General features: G+C 45.0%; 24 protein-coding genes and 1 tRNA gene. 4 read left to right on the top strand and 21 right to left on the bottom strand.

Going from position 1 to position 26,650, the window contains the following annotated elements; all coding sequences use genetic code 11:
- Nucleotides 1-151: 151 nt before the first annotated feature.
- The 7 genes from HED67_RS04330 to HED67_RS04300 all read right to left on the bottom strand — a co-directional run bounded on the left by HED67_RS04330 (nt 152) and on the right by HED67_RS04300 (nt 10,083).
- On the bottom strand, nt 152-1,021 hold the full coding sequence (locus tag HED67_RS04330; protein WP_221717639.1) for a radical SAM protein: 870 nt from the start codon (nt 1,019-1,021) through the stop codon (nt 152-154).
- Between the two features lie 151 nt (nt 1,022-1,172).
- Nucleotides 1,173-1,254: transfer RNA gene (locus tag HED67_RS04325), tRNA-Tyr, on the bottom strand.
- A 67-nt stretch (nt 1,255-1,321) separates the two neighbouring features.
- Nucleotides 1,322-3,388, bottom strand: a complete 2,067-nt coding sequence (locus HED67_RS04320) for a glycoside hydrolase family 13 protein (RefSeq protein WP_221717638.1) — start codon at nt 3,386-3,388, stop codon at nt 1,322-1,324.
- Nucleotides 3,389-4,200: 812 nt separating this feature from the next.
- Nucleotides 4,201-6,054 carry an ATP-dependent zinc metalloprotease FtsH gene (gene ftsH / locus HED67_RS04315; RefSeq protein ID WP_221717637.1) on the bottom strand — a complete coding sequence of 618 codons (1,854 nt, stop codon included), beginning with the start codon at nt 6,052-6,054 and terminating at the stop codon, nt 4,201-4,203.
- Nucleotides 6,055-6,187: 133 nt separating this feature from the next.
- Nucleotides 6,188-6,715: a hypoxanthine phosphoribosyltransferase gene (gene hpt / locus HED67_RS04310; protein ID WP_215632509.1), complete on the bottom strand. Its 528-nt coding sequence runs from the start codon at nt 6,713-6,715 to the stop codon at nt 6,188-6,190.
- Nucleotides 6,712-8,136 (bottom strand): tRNA lysidine(34) synthetase TilS, encoded by a 1,425-nt coding sequence (gene tilS / locus HED67_RS04305; RefSeq protein ID WP_221717636.1) that lies wholly within the window; start codon nt 8,134-8,136, stop codon nt 6,712-6,714. The genes hpt and tilS overlap by 4 nt, the downstream gene beginning before the upstream one ends.
- A gap of 48 nt (nt 8,137-8,184) precedes the next feature.
- Nucleotides 8,185-10,083 carry a SpoIIE family protein phosphatase gene (locus HED67_RS04300; protein ID WP_221717635.1) on the bottom strand — a complete coding sequence of 633 codons (1,899 nt, stop codon included), beginning with the start codon at nt 10,081-10,083 and terminating at the stop codon, nt 8,185-8,187.
- A 342-nt stretch (nt 10,084-10,425) separates the two neighbouring features.
- Here HED67_RS04300 and HED67_RS04295 point away from each other — a divergent pair, with 342 nt between their 5' ends.
- Nucleotides 10,426-11,739: a nickel-dependent lactate racemase family protein gene (locus tag HED67_RS04295; RefSeq protein ID WP_246612101.1), complete on the top strand. Its 1,314-nt coding sequence runs from the start codon at nt 10,426-10,428 to the stop codon at nt 11,737-11,739.
- A gap of 3 nt (nt 11,740-11,742) precedes the next feature.
- Here HED67_RS04295 and HED67_RS04290 read toward each other — a convergent pair whose 3' ends face one another.
- From HED67_RS04290 to HED67_RS04245, 10 genes are all read right to left on the bottom strand, one after another.
- Nucleotides 11,743-12,156: a hypothetical protein gene (locus tag HED67_RS04290; protein WP_215632507.1), complete on the bottom strand. Its 414-nt coding sequence runs from the start codon at nt 12,154-12,156 to the stop codon at nt 11,743-11,745.
- Nucleotides 12,157-12,241: 85 nt separating this feature from the next.
- The gene (locus tag HED67_RS04285) at nt 12,242-12,550 is read right to left on the bottom strand and encodes an FtsB family cell division protein (protein ID WP_221717634.1); all 309 of its coding nucleotides are present in this window, start codon (nt 12,548-12,550) and stop codon (nt 12,242-12,244) included.
- On the bottom strand, nt 12,537-12,968 hold the full coding sequence (gene yabQ, locus HED67_RS04280) for a spore cortex biosynthesis protein YabQ (protein ID WP_221717633.1): 432 nt from the start codon (nt 12,966-12,968) through the stop codon (nt 12,537-12,539). The genes HED67_RS04285 and yabQ overlap by 14 nt, the downstream gene beginning before the upstream one ends.
- Nucleotides 12,969-12,985: 17 nt before the next feature.
- Complete coding sequence (yabP, locus tag HED67_RS04275) at nt 12,986-13,270, bottom strand: sporulation protein YabP (RefSeq protein WP_178439237.1); 285 nt, start codon at nt 13,268-13,270, stop codon at nt 12,986-12,988.
- A gap of 116 nt (nt 13,271-13,386) precedes the next feature.
- Nucleotides 13,387-13,626: an RNA-binding S4 domain-containing protein gene (locus HED67_RS04270; protein ID WP_221717632.1), complete on the bottom strand. Its 240-nt coding sequence runs from the start codon at nt 13,624-13,626 to the stop codon at nt 13,387-13,389.
- Nucleotides 13,627-13,717: 91 nt separating this feature from the next.
- A complete protein-coding gene (locus HED67_RS04265; protein WP_178439243.1) occupies nt 13,718-13,993 on the bottom strand; it encodes an HU family DNA-binding protein in 276 nt (91 codons plus the stop codon).
- Nucleotides 13,994-14,159: 166 nt separating this feature from the next.
- Nucleotides 14,160-14,984, bottom strand: a complete 825-nt coding sequence (locus HED67_RS04260; RefSeq protein WP_178439245.1) for a carbon-nitrogen hydrolase family protein — start codon at nt 14,982-14,984, stop codon at nt 14,160-14,162.
- 55 nt (nt 14,985-15,039) lie between these two features.
- Complete coding sequence (locus tag HED67_RS04255; protein WP_221717631.1) at nt 15,040-16,029, bottom strand: putative ABC transporter permease; 990 nt, start codon at nt 16,027-16,029, stop codon at nt 15,040-15,042.
- 29 nt (nt 16,030-16,058) lie between these two features.
- Complete coding sequence (locus HED67_RS04250; protein ID WP_221717630.1) at nt 16,059-17,222, bottom strand: SpoIIE family protein phosphatase; 1,164 nt, start codon at nt 17,220-17,222, stop codon at nt 16,059-16,061.
- Nucleotides 17,213-18,958 (bottom strand): [Fe-Fe] hydrogenase large subunit C-terminal domain-containing protein, encoded by a 1,746-nt coding sequence (locus tag HED67_RS04245; protein WP_221717629.1) that lies wholly within the window; start codon nt 18,956-18,958, stop codon nt 17,213-17,215. The genes HED67_RS04250 and HED67_RS04245 overlap by 10 nt, the downstream gene beginning before the upstream one ends.
- A gap of 155 nt (nt 18,959-19,113) precedes the next feature.
- Here HED67_RS04245 and HED67_RS04240 point away from each other — a divergent pair, with 155 nt between their 5' ends.
- Entirely contained in the window at nt 19,114-19,650 is a 537-nt protein-coding gene (locus HED67_RS04240; protein ID WP_178439257.1) for a hypothetical protein, read from the top strand.
- A gap of 109 nt (nt 19,651-19,759) precedes the next feature.
- Here the strand turns inward: HED67_RS04240 and HED67_RS04235 are convergent, their stop codons facing one another.
- Entirely contained in the window at nt 19,760-20,398 is a 639-nt protein-coding gene (locus HED67_RS04235) for a DUF1847 domain-containing protein (RefSeq protein ID WP_221717628.1), read from the bottom strand.
- 88 nt (nt 20,399-20,486) lie between these two features.
- Nucleotides 20,487-21,314, bottom strand: coding sequence for an aminopeptidase P family N-terminal domain-containing protein (locus HED67_RS04230; RefSeq protein ID WP_260702698.1), 828 nt, complete (start codon nt 21,312-21,314; stop codon nt 20,487-20,489).
- A gap of 547 nt (nt 21,315-21,861) precedes the next feature.
- On the opposite strand from HED67_RS04230, the gene HED67_RS04225 reads away from it, so the two are divergent.
- A complete protein-coding gene (locus HED67_RS04225) occupies nt 21,862-22,296 on the top strand; it encodes a MarR family winged helix-turn-helix transcriptional regulator (RefSeq protein ID WP_221717626.1) in 435 nt (144 codons plus the stop codon).
- Between the two features lie 46 nt (nt 22,297-22,342).
- Nucleotides 22,343-23,011 carry a YczE/YyaS/YitT family protein gene (locus HED67_RS04220; RefSeq protein ID WP_221717625.1) on the top strand — a complete coding sequence of 223 codons (669 nt, stop codon included), beginning with the start codon at nt 22,343-22,345 and terminating at the stop codon, nt 23,009-23,011.
- Nucleotides 23,012-23,096: 85 nt separating this feature from the next.
- On the opposite strand, the gene HED67_RS04215 is transcribed toward HED67_RS04220, so the two are convergent.
- Together HED67_RS04215 and nuoF are read right to left on the bottom strand one after the other, a co-directional pair.
- Nucleotides 23,097-24,842, bottom strand: a complete 1,746-nt coding sequence (locus HED67_RS04215; RefSeq protein ID WP_221717624.1) for an NADH-dependent [FeFe] hydrogenase, group A6 — start codon at nt 24,840-24,842, stop codon at nt 23,097-23,099.
- Between the two features lie 14 nt (nt 24,843-24,856).
- The gene (nuoF, locus tag HED67_RS04210; RefSeq protein WP_221717623.1) at nt 24,857-26,641 is read right to left on the bottom strand and encodes an NADH-quinone oxidoreductase subunit NuoF; all 1,785 of its coding nucleotides are present in this window, start codon (nt 26,639-26,641) and stop codon (nt 24,857-24,859) included.
- Between the last annotated feature and the right edge of the window lie 9 nt (nt 26,642-26,650).

The following is a 26,650-nucleotide window of genomic DNA, read 5'->3' as shown; positions in this document are numbered from 1 at the left end:
ATATCATTTATTTTCTATTTGTCAATATATTTTCATAATATTTTTCTGTTTTCTGACATTTTTTGAGTTGAATTCAACGACAATACATTATAAGGAGCTTATCCGGAAGAAAGGCATTTAATATGCCCTCCCAAACAAGCTCCTTTGTTATTTAGAATCTTCTCCAGCGTTCTTCTCTGTATTTTCCCTGCTGTTCTACCTGATCCAGATAATCCAGCATGGACGGAATATCTTCGTTCAGCGTTCCCTTAAGGATAACATAGTTGGAAGCATGATTGGATCTGAAAACTGTCCCATCGGAATCCACATTCTGAAGGAATAATTTCATCTCCTCTACCACATCTTCCGGATTCAAAAGCTCCAGCTCTCCTGAAACAATCCTGGAATAGATTGGTGCCTCCCGATCCATCATCAGCGTCAGAAAGCCCACATAATCCGGTTTAATTGCACTGATTAGAGTGGCGGAGGCAACTGCATGTTCACGCAGTCTCTGGCGACCGCCAAGACCTGAAATCAATGTTGCTGAACAGAGAATACCGCAGCTTTTCAGTTTTTGTCCCGCTTCGATCATCTGCTCTCTTGTCACGCCTTTTTTCACATCTTTTAATACCTGAGGATCTCCGGATTCAATTCCCATATAGACCATATCCAGTCCCGCTTCTTTTAAGCACTTCAGTTCATTTTCGGATTTATGAAGAATATCCTGTGTTGTTCCGTAAGCCGTTACACGCTCCAGATTTGGAAACTTCTTCCATATGTAATTCAGAATCTGAACAAGTATATCTGTTTTTACGATCAAGGCGTCGCCATCGGCCAGGAAAATCCTTCGGATATGCCCGCCGTACAGCATCGCCGCCTCATCAAAATCCGCCAGCACATCCTCTATAGGTCTGACCTTAAATTTCTTATCCTTGTACATGGTGCAAAACGTGCATGTATTATGTGCACATCCGACAGTTACCTGTACAATCAGACTGCGTGCTTCACTTGGTGGTCTGTAAACGGTTCCTTCATATTGCATGATATACCCTCCTGATAATTCTTTGTTTTAAAAATAGTTCGCATGCGTATTATTAACCAACAGTATATCCTTAATCGCAAAAATAATCAATAGTTTAATACAAAAAACGCCATGGATCTGATTGCTCAGATACATGGCGTTCATACTGTCATGGATGGAGGTGGATTCGAACCACCGAAGCGTGTCGCAGCAGATTTACAGTCTGTCCCCTTTGGCCACTCGGGAATCCATCCATAGATCATTTCTGACCGCTATCCATCATAACATACTTAATATTAAAATTCAACCCCAAAATAAAATTTATCCGATATCCTTAAGAATCACAGCAGATGTCTTCGGTATTGCGACCATCAAATAACCATCCGTTACCACATAAATATCTGGCACCTTTGTAAATGATGCTGACGAGCTCATCAGCTGCTGCTCCATACGGCTTCCATCAGTCACGCCAATCTGCCATACAGGTATCGCCACGTTCACTGTATCCTGTGTATTATTGACGATCACGGTATAGCGTTCCTTCTCATCGAAGCGGCCATAAGCCAGTATTCCCCATGCTGTATAAAGCATTTTATAGGAACCTGTACGAAGCGCAGTGCTGTTTCTATGTATCCGAATGGCTTCTTTGTGAAAAAGGAGCATCTGTTTATCTTCATGTCCCCATGGATAAGTTCTTCTGTTATCCGGATCTGTCCAACCACAGACACCGACCTCATCACCATAGTAAACCGTCGGTGCCCCCGGCCAGGTCATCTGCATAATAACAGCTTCTCTCATCACTGCCTCGTTGATGCCTTCTTCTGCGGCCTCTGTACCTTTGCTCTGAATCCTTCCCACCTGTCCGTTGGTTCTTGTAAGAAATCTCGAATGGTCATGATTGGACAATTCATTCATGGCCACATACAATGACTCATACTCAAACCGGGACATATGATGGCTCATAGCACCCTCAAAAGTCTCCGGATTACACAGCAAATCCTCTCTGCGCTCATCACTGTGTTTTTCAACTCCTGTCAGAAACCATGTGATCGGCTCCATAAAAGCTTCATAATTCATAACTGTATCCCATTCATCACCTTCCAACCAGGATGCCGGATCTGTATAATTTTCCGCAAGAATCAGTGCCTCCGGGTTTGCATCCTTTACTGCTTTTCGGAAACGTTTCCAGAAAGCATGATTATACTCCGGTGAATAACCGAGATCTGCCGCTACGTCCAACCGCCATCCATCTGTATTGTAAGGCGGCGATACCCATTTCTGTCCGATCCGAAGAATATAATCACACAGGCTTTCAGAGTCTTCATAATTCAGCTTCGGCAGTGTATCATGTCCCCACCAGCCATCATAATCCTTATTATACGGCCAATTTTCTGAAAAGAACTTGAAAAAACTGCGATACGGACTCTTCTCATCCACATAAGCTCCCGGTTCATAGTCTTCCTGACCCTCATAGATCTGCTCTCTATCCATCCACTTATTGAAGGAACCGCAATGGTTAAAAACACCGTCCAGGATAACTTTCATACCCCTTCGATGAACTTCTTCTACAAATTGTATAAAAAATTCATTGCTGGCTTCCAGATTTTTTTTATTCGTAACACGGCGGATATAGCGGCCGGCATGACGATTGTCCATGTCCCCCTCAACCAGAACATCCCCCTCATCATCAACAATTCTGCCAAAGTGAGGATCCACATAATCATAATCCTGAATATCATATTTGTGATTGGATGGTGAAACAAAAATCGGATTCAGATACAGAACTTCGACTCCCAGATCCTGCAGATAATCCAGCTTATCCATAATCCCCTGCAGATCACCGCCATAAAAATGACAGACATCCATGTTGTGCGGATAAGCCCCCCAGTCCTTTTCCTGCTCCGAATGCAGCTTCACATAGCTGTACTCATGATCCAATACATCATTGGATGGATCTCCATTGCAGAAACGGTCTGTAAAAATCTGATAAAAAACCGCCCCCTTTGCCCAGTCAGGCGTCTTAAAATCCGGATAAAATTTGAAATTATAATAATCCTGTGCCCTGTCCATGGTACTGCGCTTATTGTAAACAGCCGTTATCCTTTCTTCACTCGTTCCGATTCCGGCAATTTCAAAATAATAATTCGTCCCGCACTCCGGATAATGAAGTACCGTCTCATAATAGTCGAAATTTCTCTCTGAAAAAGACTTATGCATCTTAGCCCTCACACAGTCCGTCACAACCATTACCGAAGCCGCATTGTCCTTCGCCGTCCGAAATCGCAGTCTGACACTGCATCCGGCAGCCTCTGCACCATCCGCTGTATATAACCGATAAAAAGGCGTCCCATCCGCAAAAAACGCCTGTCTGTTCAAAAAATTGTTCATGCAATTACCTCTGTCATAAAAATATCTTTGCGAAAAGTCTCCTTGATTCCTGAAAACAAAAACAAATCGCCGATTTGTTTTTGTTTATCCATGAATAATGAACTTTTCGCGATTAAGTCATCGTATCTGTTCAAAAATTGCATCTATGTTGCCTTATATTTATCGACAATTTCATTTAACTTTGAACAGTCACAAAATTATTTCTATTGTATAGTAAATTCGATAGATTTTCAACCTTCTACTACATTGTATACACGTAATCCATGAAAATATGTATACTCTAACAGCCGATATGTTTTATTAATTACTTCATATCCTTTGGTCACCCCTATTATTTTTACTCTCCGTCAATCCCTCTTTTCTCCTTTGCTATCGTCCTTTTTTCTTTATCAAAAAATTCTATCTAAAAATAAATAAAATGCGGCTTCAGATTACTTAAGAAAACGAACTATCCAAGGCCCTGTTCATCACAAGTGCTTCAACGTCAGCCGGTACTTAGGCAGTGTCCTTTACTGCCTTATGTACCGCTGCTAGACGTTGGCAACGCGAGTGTGCTTGTGGTGAACAGGGCCTTGGATAGTTCGTTACCAAAATACTCCTGAGCCGCATTTCACATATTTTTAGAACGCCTCTTTTTTGACAAAGAAAAAAGGACAGCTTCCGTTGCTGTCCTTTTGGAGAAGGTATTTTTGTTTATGGGGTGAAACAAAAACTTTATAATGTATTGGGGGGTTTACGTGTATTATAATACCATGCCACCGTCCGAAAGTGTTCACAAAGTTTTATTGTTTCAGAAATCCTTTTTATGCAAGTTACATAAAGCGCAATTTTTCATCTTCTGTTCCTTCTGGAAAAATTGCCTCAAATTCTTCTCTTGTAATCTTTTCCTTTTCGATCAGCATGTCGGCACATGCGTGAAGTTCTTCCATATGCTCTGTAATAATACGTCTTGCTTCCTGATGGCATCCGTCAACGATACGTTTCACTTCCTGATCAATGACAGCTGCAACGCCTTCACCATACGGCTTGGAATGACCGATATCTCTGCCGATGAAAACTTCATCACTTCCGCTTGTATAGTTAATCAGACCAACGGCATCCGACATACCGTACTCTGTCACCATAGCACGGGCTGTCTCTGTGGCAGTCTTGATATCCTGTGAAGCGCCGGTCGTGATGTCATCAAAGATCAACTCTTCGGCAACACGTCCGCCCAGGGATACAACGATATCCTGCATCATTTTCCCCTTGGTATTGAACATATTGTCTCTTTCAGGCAGCGGCATTGTGTATCCTGCGGCACCGATTCCCGTCGGAATAATGGATACAGAATAAACCGGTCCAACATCCGGAAGTAAATGGAACAATAAGGCATGACCGGACTCGTGATAAGCGGTGATCTTCTTCTCCTTGTCAGAGATGACACGGCTCTTCTTTTCAGCACCGATACCAACCTTCACAAAGGCACGGCGGATATCATCCTGAACAATATAGGCGCGGCTCTGTTTTGCCGCATAAATAGCTGCTTCATTCATCAGGTTTTCAAGATCAGCACCTGTAAAGCCTGCTGTTGTACGGGCGATCTGATCCAGATCTACATCATCTCCAAGCGGCTTGCCCTTGGCATGAACCTCAAGGATTTCACGACGTCCCTGAATATCAGGACGTCCGACACCGACTTTACGGTCGAAACGGCCCGGACGAAGAATCGCCGGGTCCAGAATGTCCACACGATTTGTTGCTGCCATGACAATGATGCCCTCATTGACACCAAAACCATCCATTTCAACAAGGAGCTGGTTCAATGTCTGCTCACGTTCATCATGACCACCGCCAAGACCCGTACCACGCTTTCTTGCAACCGCATCGATCTCATCGATAAAGACGATACACGGTGCATTCTTCTTGGCATTCTCAAAAAGGTCGCGCACTCGTGAAGCACCGACACCGACAAACATTTCCACAAAGTCTGAACCTGAGATACTGAAGAAAGGCACACCGGCTTCGCCAGCCACTGCCTTGGCCAGCAATGTCTTACCTGTTCCCGGAGGTCCCACAAGGATCACGCCCTTCGGTATACGGGCACCGACTTTTGTATACTTCTCAGGAGATTTAAGGAAATCAACAATCTCCTGGAGATCTTCCTTCTCTTCCTGAAGACCGGCAACATCACGGAATGTCACCTTGCGGTCACCCTCTTTGCTCATCTTCGCATGGCTCTTGCCGAAGTCTGTCATCTTACTTCCGCCGCCGCTCTGCTGACTGTTGATAAATGAGAACAAAAACCACAGGAAGATACCTCCCAGTACTAATAATGCACCGTTATTGTAAAACCATCCTTCACGGTTAATGACATCTGTCTCCTTATAATTCATATAATTCACGGATTCCAGCCAGTCCTTGACCTGGTTGACATCGGTCACATAAAAGCTGTCTTCCTTGCCGTCTTTCCATTCCACAGAGATCATACCTGTCGGTGTCTCCTTATTCGGTGAAATGACAACATCCTCAATTTGACTCACTTTATTCTGTATATCCTGCTGGAATTCGCTGTATGTGTAATCACTGGCTGCCAGCAGATTCCATCCCTCACTGACAATGATACCGATGAATACACAGACAAGAACAATGACCCACAGGCCAATTCCTCTTTTCTTATTATTCAATGCTACACTCCTCCTGTCACTTAGTGACTTATCATTTGATTTTGATAAAAATTATCAAACATTATGAAAAAGGGATGCTAACCGCAAATGCGCAGCAACCCTCTTCAGCTTCTGTCTTATTACTTAGTTTCTGTTATTCAGTAAATTCAACAACTCCGATAAACGGAAGATTTCTGTACTTCTGCGCATAGTCAAGACCATAGCCTACAACAAATTCATCAGGAATGTTGAATCCGGAATAATCAACCTTCACATCTGCTGTCCGGCGCTCCGGCTTGTCTAACAGAGTACAGATCTTGATGCTGTTTGGCTTTCTCTTATAGAGGATCTCTACCAGGTAATGCAGTGTATTGCCTGAGTCAATGATATCTTCAACAATCAGGACATCCTTACCGTCCAAAGGCTCATCCAGATCCTTCACGATACGAACCGCACCTGAAGATGTCGTACCATTGCCATAACTGGATACAGACATAAAATCAAGAGATACAGGCACACTGATTCTCTTGGCCAGTTCACATGTGAAGAAAACACCACCCTTTAATACGCAGATCATATGAATGCTCTTGCCTTCATAATCCTTGCTGATCTGTTCACCCAGCTCCTGGATCTTCTTGTCAACTTCTGCTTCCGGCAGTAAAACTTTAATCTTCTCTTTCATTCTTCAATCTCCTTCAGTTCTGCTGATAAAATCAGCTTTGTCTCTCCGGTAATCTTATAATATTCGCTCAAACGGCCTATGTCCGGTATCCACAGGACATGACTGCCGTCTGTCAACATGTTCAAATTCTCCCGATCCGACTGCGGTACCTTATCATCCATAAAAATTCTGCGAAGAGCTTTCTTATGTCCGCCGCCGATCATCATATAATCGCCCGGGCGGCGCTGCCGCAGGACCAGTCCATTTTTTATTCTATCATAATCAAACCATTTCGTATACATTTTTTTGGGAATTTGCAGATTTTTCTCCACAGGAAAAATTTTAAGACAAAGTTCTCTTTTACTGCCTGTCAAAATATATTTCCCCGGCTCATCCAGCTTTATTTCAGGACATTCATCTGCCAGAATGCCGTCCGCTGTATGTGTCTGATTCCTGAAAATGTTCACAGTTGTATATGTGCGTTTTGCACACAGCTGATAAGGCAGATCCACCTGCCTTCCCACCTGCCCCTCAAACAATTCCCTGAACATTTCAATATGAACTGCCTGGATGTCCTTCAGTCCGCCGGCCAGCCGGTTCATCACCTGCCGCAAAAGTTCCCGCTGAATAGCAATATCCTGATTGATAAATACGGCTGCATCGATTTCCAATACCGTATAATCATCCGCTGATACCTGCCGAATCATGGTTCTTCCAATGGCTGCTGCCTGTTTTTCTATATAACGACAGATATCCGCTGCTATAGCGGCAGTCTCCGCAATATGGGACACCGCCGCCGGATTGATATGTTCAGTGACATAAGGAAGAATATCCAGCCTGATCCGGTTTCTGGTATACTCTGTTTCAAAATTCGTTGCATCATTTCGATAAGCGATCTGATGTTTTTTCAGATATTCCTCAATATCACTGCGGCTGATCTTCAGCAGCGGTCTCACGATCACATCTCTCACCGCCGGTATGCCTGCCATTCCTTTCAGTCCACTGCCCCTGAACAGATTCAGCAGCACAGTCTCCGCCTGATCATCCATATGATGCGCCACTGCAATCTTTGATGCCTGCTTCTGCTGCCGCACCTGTTCAAAGCATTCATATCTGAACAGCCTGCCGGCTTCCTCCTCAGACAAATGCTGTGCCTGTGCCATTTCCCTAATGTCTGTCTGAAAGCACTCACAGGGCACATGAAGTGTCTGACATAACTGTATCACAAAATCTCTGTCCCGATCTGCCGCTTCCCCACGCAGGCCGTGATGGATATGGACGGCTGTCAGCTTTAAGTCCATGGACATCTGCAGGTTTTTGAGTACCGACAGCAGGCAGACCGAATCCGCACCGCCTGAAACGCCGACAATCACCGAATCACCCTGACAGATCATTTCCGATTTCTTTATAGTGTCATATACTTTTCTGACCAGCTCATCCATTTTCCTCACCTGCTTCCTTTATTCTCCTTCTGAGTATAACACAGACCGTCAAGCCCCGCTATAATTTTCAGGTTTTCTGTAAAGTCCGCAGACCAGCACTGTCATATCATCCTCTGCTTCATAGTGACTGCATGCCATGGCATGGTTGAGAACCGCATTGGCCAGCTCCTGAGGATTAACAGCTGTACAGTTTCTCAAAAATTCTGCCATCTTTTCTTCATTCTGATCATCTCCCTTTCCAAGACTGCCGAGGGTTCCATCACTCATCATAATGAGCATATCCCCATTTTTCATATCGGCCGTCAGCACTTCGCTTTCCGGTTCCGGCAGCACCCCCGGCGGCAGGGCATCGGATGTCAGTTTTTTTACCTCCTCCCCGTTTTTGATAAACGAAGCGGCAGCACCCATTTTCACCAATTCACACCTGCCTGTAAAAAGGTCCAGGGTCGCCAGATCCAGTGTTGAATACGTATGCGGTTCACTCCCCGACAGCACAACCGAATGGATCAGCCGAATGGCAGACTGGCGGTTAAAGCCGGTTGTAAGCAGCTGTTCCAGCAGACTGATAATTCTGTTGCTCTCCTTTTCCGCCTTTTCACCGCTTCCCATACCATCAGACAACGACAGAACCGTTTGTCCGCTTTCCATATGCATTACCGTAAAACTATCCCCGGAAACAGTTTCCCCCATCCGGACCATTCTTGCATCCCCCACGATAGTCCGGTAACGGACATCTTCTTCAAAGGACAACATTTCCCATCGTTGTCCGATCACCGGAGGCGTCCCAGCCCGGGGCAGATACCGCCGGCCATAGACCCTTCCGATGATATCTGCCGCCTCCTGTGCTGTTTTCTGAATATTTTTCGGTGTCTTTGCCTCTATATAAACGCATTTCCGACCATTTTGACGGCTCGACGCTGCGATTCTGCGCACATTGATCCTCTGCCCGGTCATCCGATGCACCACCTGCTTTTCAGGGGCTCCCTGCCTGACCGGTTCATCACTGATCTGCTTCGAAAAATCCCCAATAACATCCGCCACCTCACCAAACTGCCCCGCCAATGCCAGTCTGCTCTCCGCCAGACGGTTCTGCCAGGACAAATTTGTCTGGGCCAGTCCCATCATTCTGCGAGCCTCTGCCAGAAAATTGTCCGATCGGACACAGCGCTGCCTGAATCGTTCCGGAAGATCTTTTTTCTTCATATCAACACGCTCCCCGCATAATTTCAATATCTCATAGGCCGATTCACAACTATCTTCAAAAACATTTTCCCAACAATAACTGCACCGGCTGCAGTCTTTGCAGACCTGCTCCGTGACCGCATTAAAAATATCCTGCATTTCCTGGTCACTTAGTGTTCCCCGGGGACTTGTATCCACTTCAAAGGACTGGGACAGCTTCCGAAAGGACTCCGAAAATGCATGAAGCTGATTTTTGGTGATCATCGCTTCTTCTTTCATGGACATACGCTCCTTTCTTCCGACAGGGTGCCGCCCCTTCAGAAAGGCGATCCCCCCTACAGATAACCAATAGATTCCCAGTGCTGCCGCAAGTTCCAAAGCAGATTTCGGAAGCTCCGACATCATATGCTGCTGCCAGCCTTCTCCGTAAGCCAGACCATACCCTATCCCCGCTGTCAGCATTGTCAGCGTCATCAGCCCGCACATCACCACAGGCGTCAGCAATCCGGGCCGCACCTTTCGCAAAACCGCAGCCATCATCATCACTGTTGTTATCAGTCCTGTATATCTTATAAAAGCAGTCATCGGTAGTGCATAGGCCATCCCTGTCAGGGAAGCCACTGACAACAGTATTTTCCCTGGGATCAACGCGTATGCCGCACAGAAAAACGCAACACCCGCAGGGTTTCTGTCGTGCCAGACAAACATATTGATGAAAGCACTAAGTACGATCACCAATAAATCTTTCATGTCAAGCTTTTTCATGCACATGCCTCCTGATTTTTGTACAGATTCCGGCCTCCCGGCCTTCCCGAATCTGTTACAGGCATTATATGGAAAAATCCTGCAATTACGATTCCAATTCTCTGACAGTACCTCCCTTCAAATGTTTTTTCGAGGGGTTTTTAAGGAGCTCAGGTCCGCCATTGACTATAAAGCTTTAAAGTGTTACCATGTAACTATTAATGATGTGTAACTGTTCAGAGCCAAGCAAAATTTCAAAAAACAGGTTTAGAATGCCTGCATTTTTAAGACTGTTTTTGAAATTTTATTTGGCGGTTAGCTCTAAACAGTTACAATGATATTTAATTTTAGAAAGTGTATAAAATGATGGAAAATTTTTCTTTGAAGTATGGTAAAAATGAAGTCGCCATCGCCATAGATGGCGCCCGCAGCGTTCAGACGCTGACTGAGAATCCTATGAATACAATTGAAGATATTCATGCTGCCTTTCTGAAGGCAATCACTGAGGACACCATTGAATCCCCTGCCCTCAAACAGCTTGTAGCATCTGATGACAAGATAACAATTATCATCAGCGATATGACCCGTTTCTGGATGCATCAGGATATCATCTGTGAGGAACTGGTTCGTTATCTGAATGAAGCCATCGGTATTCCTTTTGAACACATAGTCATCCTGATCGGCCTCGGTACCCATCACAAAAATACACCTGCCGACCAGAAAGTTCTGACAGGTGCTTATGTCTATGATCATGTTGCCGCTGTTGTGGACCACGACTGTGATGCCCCGGATCTTGTGGATATCGGCACAACCTCTTATGGAACCAGAGTCCTGATCAATCCGCTGGCCGTCGGCCGCAAGGTCATCTGCATCGGCGGCACTGTTCATCATCTCATGGCCGGTTACGGCGGCGGCAGAAAGAGTATCGTTCCCGGTATTGCCGGCCGTGAAACTATCCGGCACAACCATGCCATGGCCCTGGATCCTCACTGCGAGCAAAGCGATCCGAGAGTCGGTCCCGGCAAATTCAACAATAACCCGATCAATGAAGACATGCGTGAAGCAGGTGCACTGCTTCATCCAGTCTTCGGCATCAATATTGTTGTCAACTCCGCTTCCAGACACAGCGGTCTTTTCTGCGGTGACTTCGATGCCGCATGGCGGGAAAGCTGCAAGTATGTCCAGCAATGTTACGGTCTTCCGATCAAAGATCAGGCAGATGTTGTCTTCGTCAGCTGCGGCGGCTTTCCAAAGGATCTGAACTTCTATCAAGGCTCTAAGAGTCTCTTTAATGCCGTTCGTGCCGTCAAACCCGGCGGAACACTTGTCATGCTGGCTGAATGCAGCGAAGGCGCCGGTGCCAAAGATTTCTTTGACTGGCTGACACCGCTGAGAGAGGGCCATCTTGATCAGAGTCTTCGTGAAGCCTTTACAATCGCCGGGTATATTTTCTATGCTGCCTGTGAAAATATCCGCAAAGCCAATATTCTTCTGCTGGCCGGTCCTAAGCTGGATGCCCAGATCGTCAATGATATGGGCATCAGAAAATATGACCGCATGGAAGACATCATGGCTGATATTGATATCAAAGACAAAGATGTTTACATCATCCCTTTCGGTGGCAGTGTCATGCCTCAGACGGAAGCCGATTATTCCCGCTTCAGCGAAGAAATTTAATGATTATTCATCGTCATCCCAGCCCGCAAAGCCCCTGATCAGATGCACGATACCAAGTACAATTGCCCTCAAAACGGCAAATATAATAAACAAAAACATAAATCCGGCCAGGCCGCTCACAATGTCTTCCATTTCCATGTTGCCAGTGTGAGTGATGCCCTGGCCGATTTCTATTGCAAATGTCACAACGACCATCACTGTAAATACATAAATCCACGCAATGATCAATACATGATGTTTGCTGAGGGCCTTAAACAACGGATAAATAACCAGCAGCAATGCCATGCCGATGATACCGATCACAATAAAATGCAGCTCCTTATCCGACAAAATGTTCTCGCATGAATCATTCCATGTCATAATCGCATCATGGATGATCGCCATCTTTTCCACAAGATAATACAATAAACCTGTCATAATTCTCATCCTCCCTTATGTATATTCAGATAAAACGCACAAAACCGCTGCAGCACCTTAAAAGATGCCCTCGCAGCGGTTATTATCACTTCTTCTTAAAAATAATCTCATTCTCATGAACCAATCCCAGCTTATCCCTTGCCAGATCCTCGATGTAAGCATCTGTCTTCTGATAGGCTGCTTTCTCTTCGATTGCCTTCTGGTTCTCTTCTTCATCTTCAATCTGCTTCTGAAGGTTCTGCTCTATCAATGCGTATTGTTTGGATTTTTGAGTGTTCTGCCAAGTAAAGAAGCCGAACATGCAGCACATCATCACAACGATCACCGTAATTACTTTCATACTGCCTCTGTGCTTCAATCTTCGTCTTCTTCCGGCTCGCTTATTCGCCGCCATCATGATCCCCCTGTCTTCTGTATCGTAGCTTTCTGACTTTTATTGTACGCCTTGAGACTGCAGATTTCAATAATTTTGCTGCATTCTTCATAAAAGTTTTAAAGATTTGAAATGTTTTTCTCACAGGTCTCAGAATCCATGACATGCCTCTGATAAAAAATGAAGACAGAAAACTTCTGTAAAGGAGCATTCCCAGCCCCATTCCGCATACGATATAGTTGCGCACAGCCCCACTGTTGCAGTGATAGATCATGCTGTAGATTGCGGCTGCCGCCGCGATCCAGAAAACGATCTCCTCCGCTGCCATCGCCCATTGCCTGTGACGGACAAATATTCTCAAGAGTCTCATGCAGTCATAGGCCAGCAGAAGGATGCCTCCCAAAAAAACAGCATAAAAAAACAGTCTTCCCTGAAACAATACATCCTGACTCACCGTTACTTAAACAATCGTCCCAGAAAATTGCCTGCCTGACGTGCACTGCTGTTTGTCTCAGAATACGTCAGGCTGTCCACTCTGCCGTCAACACCGGTTTCTCCTTTTTCCAGAGACAGATGGTTCATATGCAGTTCTGAGCCTTTGATCAACAGAAGGCCTGCTGACGTCTCCAATATGATCTCTCCGGGATCATATGCAATCACATCGGACACACCTGCCACCTGTAGCGAGGACCGGTTCTGCAATGTTATTCTGTGGGGTTTGATCACTTGCTGTTCATCCATATACATCGACTCACCGCCGGATATTCACTGTCTCTCCTATTATATGAGACAACCCGCGGCTTTATGACACGCTGTGCCTCAACAGTTAACATTCCAGTGCTTTTGTACATCAGGCGTTACAGATATCTGAACAGTTCCTTTGCATCCTCCTTGCGGGTTGTCTCCTGAACATCCAGAACTTCTACCTTCACATTTCGTGTACCGAAACCGATCTCAATGACATCCCCGGCCTTCACTTCCGAACCGGCCTTGGCTGTCTTGCCATTGATCATCACACGGCCTGCGTCACAGGCCTCATTGGCCACCGTACGTCTCTTGATCAGACGGGATACTTTTAAATATTTATCAAGTCTCATATTCTTCTCCTTATATGCGAAAAGGATTCCCTTATAACATATCTGCAATGCATTCATATGCCGGCCGGGAATCCTTTTGATCTTATGATGATTAGGCGTTAATGATATCCTTTAATGCCTTACCTGCTTTGAATTTAGGCGCTTTAGAAGCAGCAATCTTCATTGTCTCGCCTGTCTGAGGATTTCTTCCTTCTCTTTCAGGTCTTTCAGACACTTCGAATGTACCGAAACCAACTAACTGAACTTTTTCACCTTTTACAAGCTCATCTGTAACAACATCTACAAATGCTTTTAAAGCCTTTTCAGCATCATTTTTCTTCATGCCTGTTTTCTCAGCCATAGCTGCAACTAATTCTGCTTTATTCATCTATTATTCCTCCTCAATTATCGTCAGTGCATATCTTCTCTGTCTGTCAGCTGCTCTCCTGCAAACCTGCGAAAAACCTTGTATTTACCGCATTTCAGACATGCACTTCAATGTTGACAAATCTATTTATATACGTTTCCTGCCCTTTTGTCAAGGCTTTTTCTGTTTATCCGACAGTCTTTTCACAAACTTCATAAATATCGGTCCTTAACTGCTGCAAAACAGGGATCTGACTGCGTACTGCATCCGCCTTTGCGAAGTCTACTGCAGCCATCAGCATGCCCGGGCCCTCGCCCAGTTCCTCCATGATCGTTCCCCATGGATCAACTGCAATGGAATGTCCCCATCCGTTATAAGAACCTGCCAGATCACCTGCCGCTGCACATCCGAGGACATACATCTCCTGATCCAGTGCACGTGCACGCATCAGGAGCTCCCAATGGGCCGGTCCTGTTGTTCTGTTAAAGGAGGCAGGCAATACAACGGCTTTGACCCCCCGCTGCTGCATCAGACGGAACTGTTCAGGGAAACGCACATCATAACAGATCGCGATGCCGATCGGACCGAATTCAGTCTCTGCAACACATATTTCATTGCCGGCAGTAATGACACTTGATTCATTGTAATACTGACCGCCCTCCACATCAATATCGAACATATGCATCTTGCGGTATTTACCGATCTGTTTGCCTTCCCTGTCAAAAATCCAGCATGTACTGTAAATATGTCCATCTTCACTTTCCGGTATACTTCCGGCTGCCAGATAGACATGATTTTTCTGTGCAGCCTCTGCCATAGACTGCCATGCCTCTCCGCCTTCCGGCTGAGCGGCTGATAAAATCGCCTTTTTGTTATATGGGCAAATAAACATCTCCGGCAGAACAACCATGTCGGCTTTCGCCTTCACAGCCTCTGCGATCACACGCTCTGCATTTCTGAGATTCTTGCGCCAATCTTTATGTACTGTTGTCTGACATAATGCTATTTTCATTTTTTTAACCATCCTCAATTTTTATAAGTTCTCTCTTTAATTCTTCAGACTCTCTCTATTGTCCGTTCTTATCTTCACCACGGTTCATCTTATTCTTCAGATACTGCCAGCCTTCCTGATACTTAAATGATCTGGCTGATGGATTTCGCAGCATCATATGCAGCTGTCTAGGATGCATCTTTGCACGTGTCCTCATCTTCATAGCCTCGATTTTGCCGCGCATCCGACGCATTTCGCTCTGAATATCTTCAAGTGTCTCTCCTGCACCTGAAGCTTCCACAGCTGTACGGAATTTTTCGACACTCTCTGAATTCTCCAGCCGCTTACGAAGAACATCCATATGACCTGCAATTTCTGACATTCTTTCTTCTGTAAGGAGCGCCATTTTCTGCTTCTGTTCGTCCCATCGGACTTCCAGTCCATCCTTCGTACTTTCAAGTGAATCATTCACCACAGCTTCAAGTACTTCAACTCGTTTCTGCATGCGCTGAACTTCTTCTTTAGCCCTCTCTGCCTGAACAAGCACTTCTTTCAGATCAATGGCTGTTCTGAAGGATGATGCAAAATCAAATGTAAATACAACCGTGATGCCCCAAGTTGTATAGTACAGCACCTTATCATTGATCATCATCACCATGTGTTCAACCGGAGGCTGAATCACTTCCACCATGGCAAGGGTAAAAAAGCCCCACAGAATCGTCGCTTCAAGACAGATCCTGCCCCGGAAATTGAACTTCTTCTCCGTATAATCCCAATAGCGAACCCCGAAAAGATTCTCCATCACGGTTCCGGTTATGTACTCAAGCACTGTTGCTCCGATAGCCCCTACAATATACATAAGCAGATAATTGCCCCTCACCGGTATCGTAAGGAAAAGCATCAAAACGGCACCTGAACCATATAGCGGAATATAAGGTCCTGTCATAAATCCACGATTGACCCATCTGTGTTCATGAACTGAAACATATACCGATTCAAAACACCACCCAAAAAAACAATAGATGAAGAAAAATGCCAGCCACTGTGTCATCGAATAGGTATACACCTGCATCCCTCCTTATTTTAGTGTCTGCTTTAATAATACCGTATGGTGACGTTTTTGCCAAGCTTTTCTGCTGCTTCTTTGAGCTGTTCCACCAGGTTATGACGGACGCTGACATCGAAGAGCAGGGTTTCATGAGCTGTGTTGTTGGCTTTGCCCACAAATAAATTCAGGTCTGTGCATTCTTCTGATATGATCTTGGCCAGCCTCGACGCACCATTGTCTTCATCCAACTGCAGGAAAATATCAAAGTCAACATCGTCTTTGGCCAATTCACGCAAAAGGTAAAGGGTTCTGTTCATGGTCAGAACACCTTCTGTAACAAGATCAATGCCTTTGATATTGGATGTGGGCGGTACTTCCGGTGTACCGTCATAGTTGTTGGTCACCGGCTGCTTCAGGTATCTGGAAGCAATGCTTGCCGTTGTTCCGCCAGAGACGATGTGTTTGCCCGGACTTGTAATAAAATCAAGCATGATCCGCTCATCATCATCCATATCCTTCGGCGGTCCCGTAAAAATATTGACAACTTTTCGCTCAATGACTCTGGCTACCGCCACTGTTGTGTCATCCCCGGGTTTCTGCATATACAGGTCGTCGCAAGCCTGGGACAGCATTGCCGCCAGACGCTTGGCCGAAAGTGTATCCCTGGTGCATTTCACGGTGTAGTCCGCCATGCTTTCCCACGTCCAGCCGAAATTCAGCAGTTCTCCAACACCGGCGTAGATCACGCCGTCGCTCATCAGGACAAAGCAATCTTTCAATTTAACCTGAAAACGGTATTCTCTGATCTTCTTGCCTTCAATCTCCCTGACTGTATAGGGAATATCCATCAATTTGCCGTCCCGGACAAAAATACATCCCGGATTGTCATATTCCACCAGATAGGCTTCTCCGTTATGAAAGATCTGAAGAATACTGAAGGTGGAATAAGCCACCTGACGCACCTGACAGATCGGCAGTGTTCTGGCTATGGTTTCAACCCCCTGTTCAATAGGCGCACCTTTCTGGAACATGGTCCGAAGAATCTTCGATGTCAATGTTGCCAGGATATTGGCCTTCACACCACTTCCCATACCATCTGCCAGAATCACCACATCCGAATCTTCCGTCTTAAGGATCTCTACCTTGTCCCCGCACAGCTCCTCATGTATCTTATTCAGACTTTTCCAGCATGTTTCAACACTTACTTCCATTCTATCTTCCTCCGACGACTATCAGTCTGATCTGCTTCCTTCATCATAGAATCTCTCAACTGTGTCAAAATCACCTTCGTCTCAGCGGTTGTCTCACCAAGCAATCCGGCAATTTCCTGAGCTACCGTCATCTGCTTGTCAATAACCTGCTGCGCAATATCCACCGTATCCATCCGCATCTGAAGCTGACGTTCCATCTCCACTTCCTCATCGGTAATATCCTGGAAAATAGCCAGCATGGCATCCATTTCATCAATATAGATAATATTCTCCAACAGAACAAGTCCCAGACCACTGAGATGGATCTTCTTGCGCTTGATGGACAGATGATCATCCAATACCTGTTCAAAATCGGAAGCATCCATAATCTCAAAGATCATCTTATTGACAGCCTCTGATTTGTTAATACCAAAAACATCTTCTGCCCGCTTATTAAACTCAATGATCTGGAAAGCCGAATCTACTATCAGGACAATTTCCGGTGTTGCTTCCAGCACCACATTGGACATGGAACGCGCCTTCTCATACACATGCGGGAGACACATCTCCTGCTCCGCCTTACCCTGAAAAACTGCAATAGCTTTGTCCCGGCATGTCGGATAACCGCAGGCACCGCAGTTCAGCTCCTGTGTCTTGTTATATTTGCCGGTTGCCTTGAGAATCCGTGTGATCTGTTCCTCTGTCGGCATTTCATCCTGAATTCTCTCCGATCTGAAATGCTTGCTGATATCAATATTTCCTGCCAGCTGAGGATACGCCGGATCCTGTTTTTCAACCTGTTCCTCGATCACCATGGTTGCCTTGTACTTGGAAATATGTAATTTGTTCACGGCCGGGCCTTTCACGCAGCCACCCTCACACATATTGGCCTCAATAAAGCAGCCCTCAATCAACCCTTTCTTCATGTCTTCAAAGACTTCACGGCAATCCTCAATACCGTCTACAAAAATCTTCTTATACGAATCCACCTTTTTCTTCGCCAGAACAGATGAAATGACACCGCTGGTCACCGGATACAGGCGGTTGACCTTCGGATCCGGATTGGCCGGCTGCTTCTCTTCACATTTTCTGATGGAGATATCACGCTCCTGCAGCCATGATTCAACCTCTTCAAAATTCAGAACTGCATCCACAAAACCTGTTGTCCGGTCATCCCCTTCCGCTTCCTGCTTCTTGGCAATACATGGACCGATAAATACAACCTTCACATCCGGTCCGTACATGGCTTTGATCTGCTTTCCGTGAGCGACCATCGGAGATACAACCGGAGCCATATCCTCCACCAGCTCAGGATAATACTTCTCCACCAGCTCATTGACACTTGGACAGCAGGTGGAAATGATGTTCTTCATCTGTCCTGCTTCCAGAAGCTTTGTATAGGCCTCTGTCACATAGGCTGCCCCCTCTGCTGTCTCCCGAACCTCGGAAAATCCCAGTTTTAGAAGGGCATCTACCACCTGTCCCGGTTTCTCGTAATCCAAAATGCCCAGATACGCCGGTGCCAGAGAGACAACCGTCTTCTTTTCCTCCGCGATGAATGCCCTGACTCTGTCTAAATCGCTGACAAAGGTCTTGGCATTCTGCGGACAGACTTCCAGACATGTGCCGCAAAGGACACAATGATCATCCATAATCGTTGCCTGAGCATCTCTGACCTTAATCGCCTTGACAGAACAGGAACGAACACATTTATAGCAATGCTTACAACTGGCATTCTTAAAATCAATAACCTTCATAAAACTCCTCCCGCCACAGCATGAACAAAATTTTCATCTACAGACATTGTACCATAGACCGGCCACAGTTGCACTAAAAAAGGCAATTGACGTCTTTTTCCTTTTTTCTTTTCATGATATACTTGACTATATTACAATTTACGGAGGCTTTTATTATGGCAATGGAATTGCTTTTTGAGAATCACACACAATTGGATGAAGACGTCATCCAACATATTATTAAGAAGAATTATAAACGTCCTGAGAAGGCGAAACAATATCATGTGATGACACTGCTGGTAGGTATTCTGGCTGCACTGGCTGCTGTTTATTTCGGACGTCTGGGCATTCTCACTCATCAGATGCTGACTCTGCTGTGTACCATCGCACTGATCGCTGTCTGCATCTATTCCTTCTACAGCTACTACCAGAACATGCCGAAGAATCAGATCAAAGCCAGGCAGAACACCTACAGTGAAAGCCTTCTGATTCCCCGCAAAATGAAAGTTTACAAGAATGTCATGTACCAGTCTGCAGGCAAGAGCCACGGCGAGTACCGCCTCTTCCAATTTACCGGCATCGAAACCTGGTCCCACTACTTTCTGCTCCGCTACGAGAACAGCTACGTCGTCATGGACAAAAACGGCTTCACTAAGGGAACAGCCGAAGAATTCGAGCAGTTCATGACCGCAAGAATCCAGAAAAACTGCTGATCAATCCAAATTGCATTTATCCAAAAAAGACGCCCCCTACCAGGCGAATGTCATCTTCCTTTTAATGACATCGCCGGACGGAGGCATCCTTTTTCATTCTCAGTTTTCCTTAATCATCCAGTAATCGCTTATAGTACGCTTTAACCTGATACAATGCGCCAACCGGATTATGTGCTAGCACACGGTCCTTTGTAACCAGCGTTGTTGACAGCGCTTCTGAATACTTATAAAACAGACTGTCATGTCCTACACAAAGGCCAATAACTACATTCAGCTCTGTGCCTGCTTTGTTCAGAAGCTTCGCCTGCAGGATCGGGTTACACATCACATTGCCTGTCACACATGTATACTTCTCATCCAGACCGATATCTGTTTTATTAAAAGAACCCACCTTACAGACTGCACTGTATACATCAAAGCCATTCTTCCGAAGAATTCTTGCAAAAATCCTGCTCTCCTCAATCAGACCGACACATGTTGCAATGCCAATCTTCTTGTACCCCATTCTCTTTGCAAATTCAATGATTTCATCGACACGTGTATACTTGCCATAGAATTCGCCCTCAATCTCCGCTGAGATCACTGATACCTTTCGATTTTCCTCATCCTCATAGAGCGCCGTCGTTTCTGCGATGTCTTCGTCTGTCAGTTTTTCTGTCAAACAGAACTCCGGATACGAGGCATTGCGCTTATGACAATTCAGCACACCACAGTCCGTACAGCTTAACGTTCTCTTTTCTTCATTCATGATAAAATCCCCCTTTTCTTCTTTTATTTTTATATAATTTCCATATTCTGTCAATTACAAAATAGATTTCTTTGCAGTTCATATCATTTTAAATATTATAGGTAAATTCCGGTAAATAACGGCTGAAGAATTGTCTTGTTCTCTCCTGGGTTGGGGAAACAAAGATTTCCTCCGGCGTTCCCTGTTCAATGACATTACCGCCGTCCAGACGAATAATATCGCCTCTGTTGATTCTTGTATGCGGTGGAATAAAGGATGGTGTAAAGTTCTCACCAATAGTATGGGCATTGGCCACATCAATGATATCCGGTGACCATGAAAATGCAGTTGTATTGAAAAGCTGAAGCACATCGGCCTCCGTCATGCCCGGAACAATGGCCTTTGCTACTTTGTTCATGGTCAATTCACTGTAACGGGCCGCTTCCCTGAGTACTTCGATCTCCCATGGTGTTTTGATGGCTCTGGCCTCAATGAGCAGCTGCTTGATATCAACAACATTTTTCTCATTAAAGGTATCTGTCAGAAACTGCCATGCATACGGTGTCAGATACGATGGCTGCACACCGATTCGAAGATTCTCTTTCTTTTCAGGTAAAAACTGAAGGGCCAGCTTATAGGTTTTGTTCAAATCCGGCTGAACTTCCTTTTCCATGCCTTCAATGGCATAATCTTCGATATAGATCCATGTCGGATAAAAGATGATCTCCACACCATCCACAGCCATTTTCGCTGTTCTTCTTGCAAATTCGCTGACAACAATTCCGGCCCTGCCATTTTTTGTGACAACGGCTACCGTTCCACCTGTCTGCCCGTTTTTATATAAATCTCTTGATGCATAACCTGTTGCATAAAATGCAGCATCTCCTGATGTTAAAATCAGTGCATCCAGATTGTCTTTGTCCATCTGCTCTGTCAGTCTCTGAATAATTGCTTTCTGATCTCTTTATGCCATTTTGTTGTCCTCCTTAATGCCGAATCTCAAATGCTCAGTCTTTCATTATGATTTTCTCTCCTAATTTTTTGTTTTCTATACCATACTATTCCGATATGATATATGTCAAGACTTTTTTTACTATTACTCTTTATAACTACAATCTATATCGACTTTAATATGCATCTACCTTCAACAATTACATTTCCATAACGATTTGTGTCCATTCTTCATTTTTTATTCAGAACTTCGACACAATTTGGTCACAAGCGAATGGTATAGTATAGACATAAACGAAAAGGAAACAACAAGGTTTTCGTTTATAAATCTTTTTCATAAACTTTCCTCTTTTTAATAATAAAAGCGCTGTACTGCCAACAGCGCTTTTATTATTTTATATGCGGATCAATTCATGCTCAGATCATATGTTGCCTGTTGACAATCCGCATTCTTTCGATTATATTAATAGTTAGAATTCTAACTATTAGTTTTCTATCTCAACGCATATTCACTTTTTTCAGGAGAATCAAAGATGAACGAAACAAAAGAATCCCTTCACTATTTACTGATGGCCAACCATCTGATGGTTCAGAAATCCCTAATTGCCAGTGTCAAAGATACAGGTCTCACACCTGGCCAGCCGAAGGTACTGGACTATCTCAGACATCACGATGGCACTGTTCAGAAAGAGATTGCTGCCAACTGCCATATCGAACCAGCTTCTCTCACCACTATTTTAAATGGAATGGAAGCGAAAGGACTGATTCAACGCAGACTCTGCCCGGACAATCATCGCTTTTATAATGTTTATTTAACCGAACTCGGCCTCACCTATGTTGAACGTCTTGAGAACGAGTTTGACACGATTGAATCTCATGCACTGCAGAATTTTTCTGAAACAGAAAAGGAACAGTTGATTGAATATCTCAGCCGCATTTACAGTCAGATGCTTGGCTATAACAGATAACAGCCAGAGGCACCGACGCCATCATATTATGAAAGAGGAAATTGAAATGAACAAAGAACTTGCAAAAAAGCATAACAATTTAAAAATCAGAATACCCATGTATTTTTTCGGACTTTTTCTGATGACCATCGGCATTGCCGTTTCCGTCAAATCCAACTTAGGCGTTTCCCCAGTCAGTTCCATCCCGTACACGATGACCTGTGTCTGGGGCATTGAAATGGGCAAAGCAACCATTCTGTTTCATACCTTTCTTGTCTTGATTCAGATACTCCTGCTGCGCCGAAATTTCAAACCTGTCAATCTGCTTCAGATTGCTGTTGGTGTCATCTTCGGTTATTTTACAACCTTCTGCAATTATCTGGTCACATTCCTGCCAACACCGAGCAATCTTCCGATTCGTATCGTGATGATGCTGATCAGCGCGATGATTATTGCCGTCGGTATTTTCTTCTACCTGCCGCCAAATCTGATGCCACTGGCCGGTGAGGGTGCTATGCAGGCTGTCTCCCAGATTACAGGCATGGCATTTTCAAAAGTCAAAGTCCGGTTTGACTGCACCATGGTTGTAATTTCCGTTCTCACATGTCTGATTGCCCTCCATAGTCCAGGAAGTGTCGGAATCGGCACTGTGATCGCAGCTGTTCTCGTCGGCACACTTCTCGGTATTGTCACACGACTCTTCGGACAGCATCGCGACCGACTGCTTTACTCTTAGATTCTTTATATCACAAAAAAATCGCTCACCGATGGTTGAATGTTTACATCAACCCTGTCAGTGAGCGATTTTGTTTATCTACTCATTATTTGTTAATGACACGTTTCACATAGCTTGTATGCAGAATCTCATGGGCCTTATGGCTGCCAGGTTCACCAAAGAACTCTTTGTAGAGCTGCTGGATGGCCGGGTTCTCATGAGACTTACGGATTGTTTTCGCTGCATCGTTGTCATACAGAGCCTTTGCACGTATGGCACGTACATCTGTGAAGTTACGCACACTGCCGCGCACCTGTGGCTGACCACCGCCATTGACACAACCGCCAGGGCATCCCATGATCTCGATGAAATGATAGTCTGCTTCGCCGGATTTCACTTTGTCAAGAAGCTTTCTTGCATTGCCAAGACCTGAAGCAACGGCTACCTTTACATCCATGCCTGCAACATTGTATGTTGCTTCTTTGATACCTTCTGTACCACGAACTTCCTGGAATTCTACATTCTTCAATTCTTCGCCTGTCAGTGTCTCAACTGCAGTTCTTAAAGCAGCTTCCATAACACCGCCTGTTGCACCGAAGATAACGGCTGCTCCTGTGGATTCACCAAGTGGGCTGTCGAATTCTTCATCCGGCAGTTCTGTGAACATGATGCCGACTTTCTTGATCATACGAGCCAGCTCACGTGTTGTGATTGCGATATCTACATCTGGAACACCTGCTGCATCTTCGTCATCTCTGCCGATTTCGAACTTCTTCGCTGTACACGGCATCACACTGACGCTGACGATCTTCTTAGGATCAATGCCCATCTTCTCAGCATAATATGTCTTTAATGTAGCACCAAACATCTGCTGTGGAGACTTGCAGCTTGAAAGGTTCTCTGTCATATCAGGGAAGTAATGTTCACAATATTTGATCCAGCCTGGTGAACAGGATGTGATCAAAGGCAGTTTGCCGCCATTTTGAACTCTGTCAAGGAATTCATGTGCTTCTTCCATAATTGTCAGATCGGCTGCAAAGTCTGTATCAAAGACTTTGTCAAAACCAAGACGACGCAGTGCTGCAACCATCTTGCCTTCTACATCTGTACCCATCGGATAACCGAATTCTTCGCCAAGACCTGCACGTACACTCGGTGCTGTCTGAACAACAACATATTTATCAGGATCTGCAATTGCTGCAAAGATTTCGTCTGTGTTGTCTTTCTCATGTAAAGCGCCTGTCGGACAGACAGCGATACACTGACCACAGGATACACAGCTTGTATCAGCCAGATCCATGTTGAATGCTGTACCGATATAACTCTTGAAACCACGCTCATTCGGACCGATGACGCCGATACCCTGAACCTTCTCACAGACAGCGCTGCATCGACGACAAAGGATACATTTGCTGTTGTCACGCACCATATGTGCAGCAGATGTATCAATCATAGCAGGTGTCATCTCACCCTCATAATAGTTCTGATCTTCAACACCCAGTTCCTTACATAACTGCTGCAGCTCACAGTTTCCGCTTCTGACACAGCTTAAGCATTCTTTCTTGTGGTTGGAAAGAAGCAGTTCCAATGTCTTTTTACGTGATTCGATAACCTTCGGTGTGTTGGTCCAGACTTCCATACCCGGATTGATCGGATATACACAGGAAGCAACAAGGGATCTTGCACCTTTTACTTCTACAATACACATACGGCATGCGCCGATTTCATTGATTTCTTTTAAATAGCAAAGTGTAGGGATGTCAATATGTGCCAGTCTGGCAGCCTCCAAAATGGTAGAGCCTGCTGGTGCACTGACTTCAACACCATTGATTTTGATTGTAATATTTTCCATTGTCTGCTCCTCCATTACTCTTTGTAGATTGCGCCAAAGCGGCATTTTTCCATACAAGCGCCGCACTTCAGACACTTAGACTGATCGATAACATGAGGCTCTTTGAGTTTGCCTGAAATTGCACCATTCGGACAATTTCTTGCACATAATGTACAGCCTTTACATTTATCCGCATCAATCTTGTAGGACAGCAGAGCCTTACAAACACCGGCAGGACATTTCTTGTCTACGATATGAGCAATATACTCATCTCTGAAATAACGAAGTGTGGACAGAACAGGGTTTGGTGCTGTCTGGCCCAGACCGCATAATGCATTATCTTTGATGTAGTAGCAGAGTTCTTCCATCTTATCAAGATCTTCCAGAGTACCTTCACCCTTTGTAATCTTATCAAGCATCTCATACAGACGTTTTGTACCGACACGGCAAGGTGTACACTTACCGCAGGATTCATCTACAGTGAACTCCAGGAAGAACTTGGCAATATCTACCATACAAGTATCTTCATCCATAACGATCAGACCACCGGAACCCATCATGGAACCGATGCTGATCAGGTTGTCGTAATCGATTGGAATATCCATATGTTCTGCAGGAATACAACCGCCGGAAGGTCCGCCTGTCTGAGCAGCCTTAAACTTCTTGCCGTTTGGAATACCGCCGCCGATATCCTCAATGATGGTACGAAGTGTCGTACCCATAGGAACTTCTACAAGACCTGTATTGTTGATCTTACCATTGACAGCGAATACCTTTGTACCTTTGGACTTCTCTGTACCCATGGAAGCAAACCATTCAGCACCATTCAGAATGATCTGCGGAATGTTCGCATAAGTCTCAACGTTGTTCAGAATTGTAGGACTTGCAAACAGACCCTTGACAGCCGGGAATGGCGGTCTTGGTCTTGGTTCACCTCTGTTGCCTTCGATGGATGTCATGAGGGCTGTTTCCTCACCACAGACGAAAGCACCTGCACCAAGTCTCAGATCAATATCAAAATCAAATCCTGAATCGAAAATGTTCTTGCCTAACAGACCATATTCTCTTGCCTGTTTGATGGCAATATTCAGACGCTCAACAGCGATCGGGTACTCAGCACGGACATAGATATAACCCTGAGAAGCACCAATTGCATAACCTGCGATAGCCATTGCTTCCAGAACAACATGCGGGTCACCTTCCAGAACGGAACGGTCCATGAATGCACCCGGATCACCTTCATCGGCATTACAACAGACATATTTCTGAACGTTGCCTCTGTTGCCTGAAGCAAATTTCCATTTCATACCGGTCGGGAATCCGGCACCGCCGCGGCCTCTTAAACCACTGGCAAGAATTGTCTCAATAACATCATCCGGACTCATCTCTGTCAGTACACGGCCAAGGGCTTCATAACCGCCTGTACCGATATATTCATCGATGCTCTCAGGATTGATGATACCGCAGTTTCTAAGGGCAACTCTGTGCTGCAGACGATAGAAATCTGTATCCTTAAGCGCTTTGGCTGTACCGCCGTCTTCTACATATAATAAACGTGTAACAACACGTCCTTTTAACAGATGTTCACTGACGATCTCAGGAATATCTTCCGGTTTCACCATTGAGTAAAATGTTGCATCAGGATAAATAACCATAACAGGACCCTGCGCACATAAACCATGACATCCGGTCTTAACAATGGCTACTTCATTCTCTAAGCCGTTCTTCTTCAATTCTTCCTGAAGAAGGCTGATCAGCGTCTCACTTCCGGAGGATGTACATCCGGTGCCGCCGCAAACTAATACATGGGAACGATACATAGCTGTCTA

This window comes from Pseudocoprococcus catus, from assembly GCF_019734885.1.
In the GTDB taxonomy this organism is placed as follows: domain Bacteria; phylum Bacillota; class Clostridia; order Lachnospirales; family Lachnospiraceae; genus Coprococcus_A; species Coprococcus_A catus.
The sequence above is the reverse complement of the archived record's forward strand: the minus strand, read 5'-3'. Positions and strand labels throughout refer to the sequence as shown.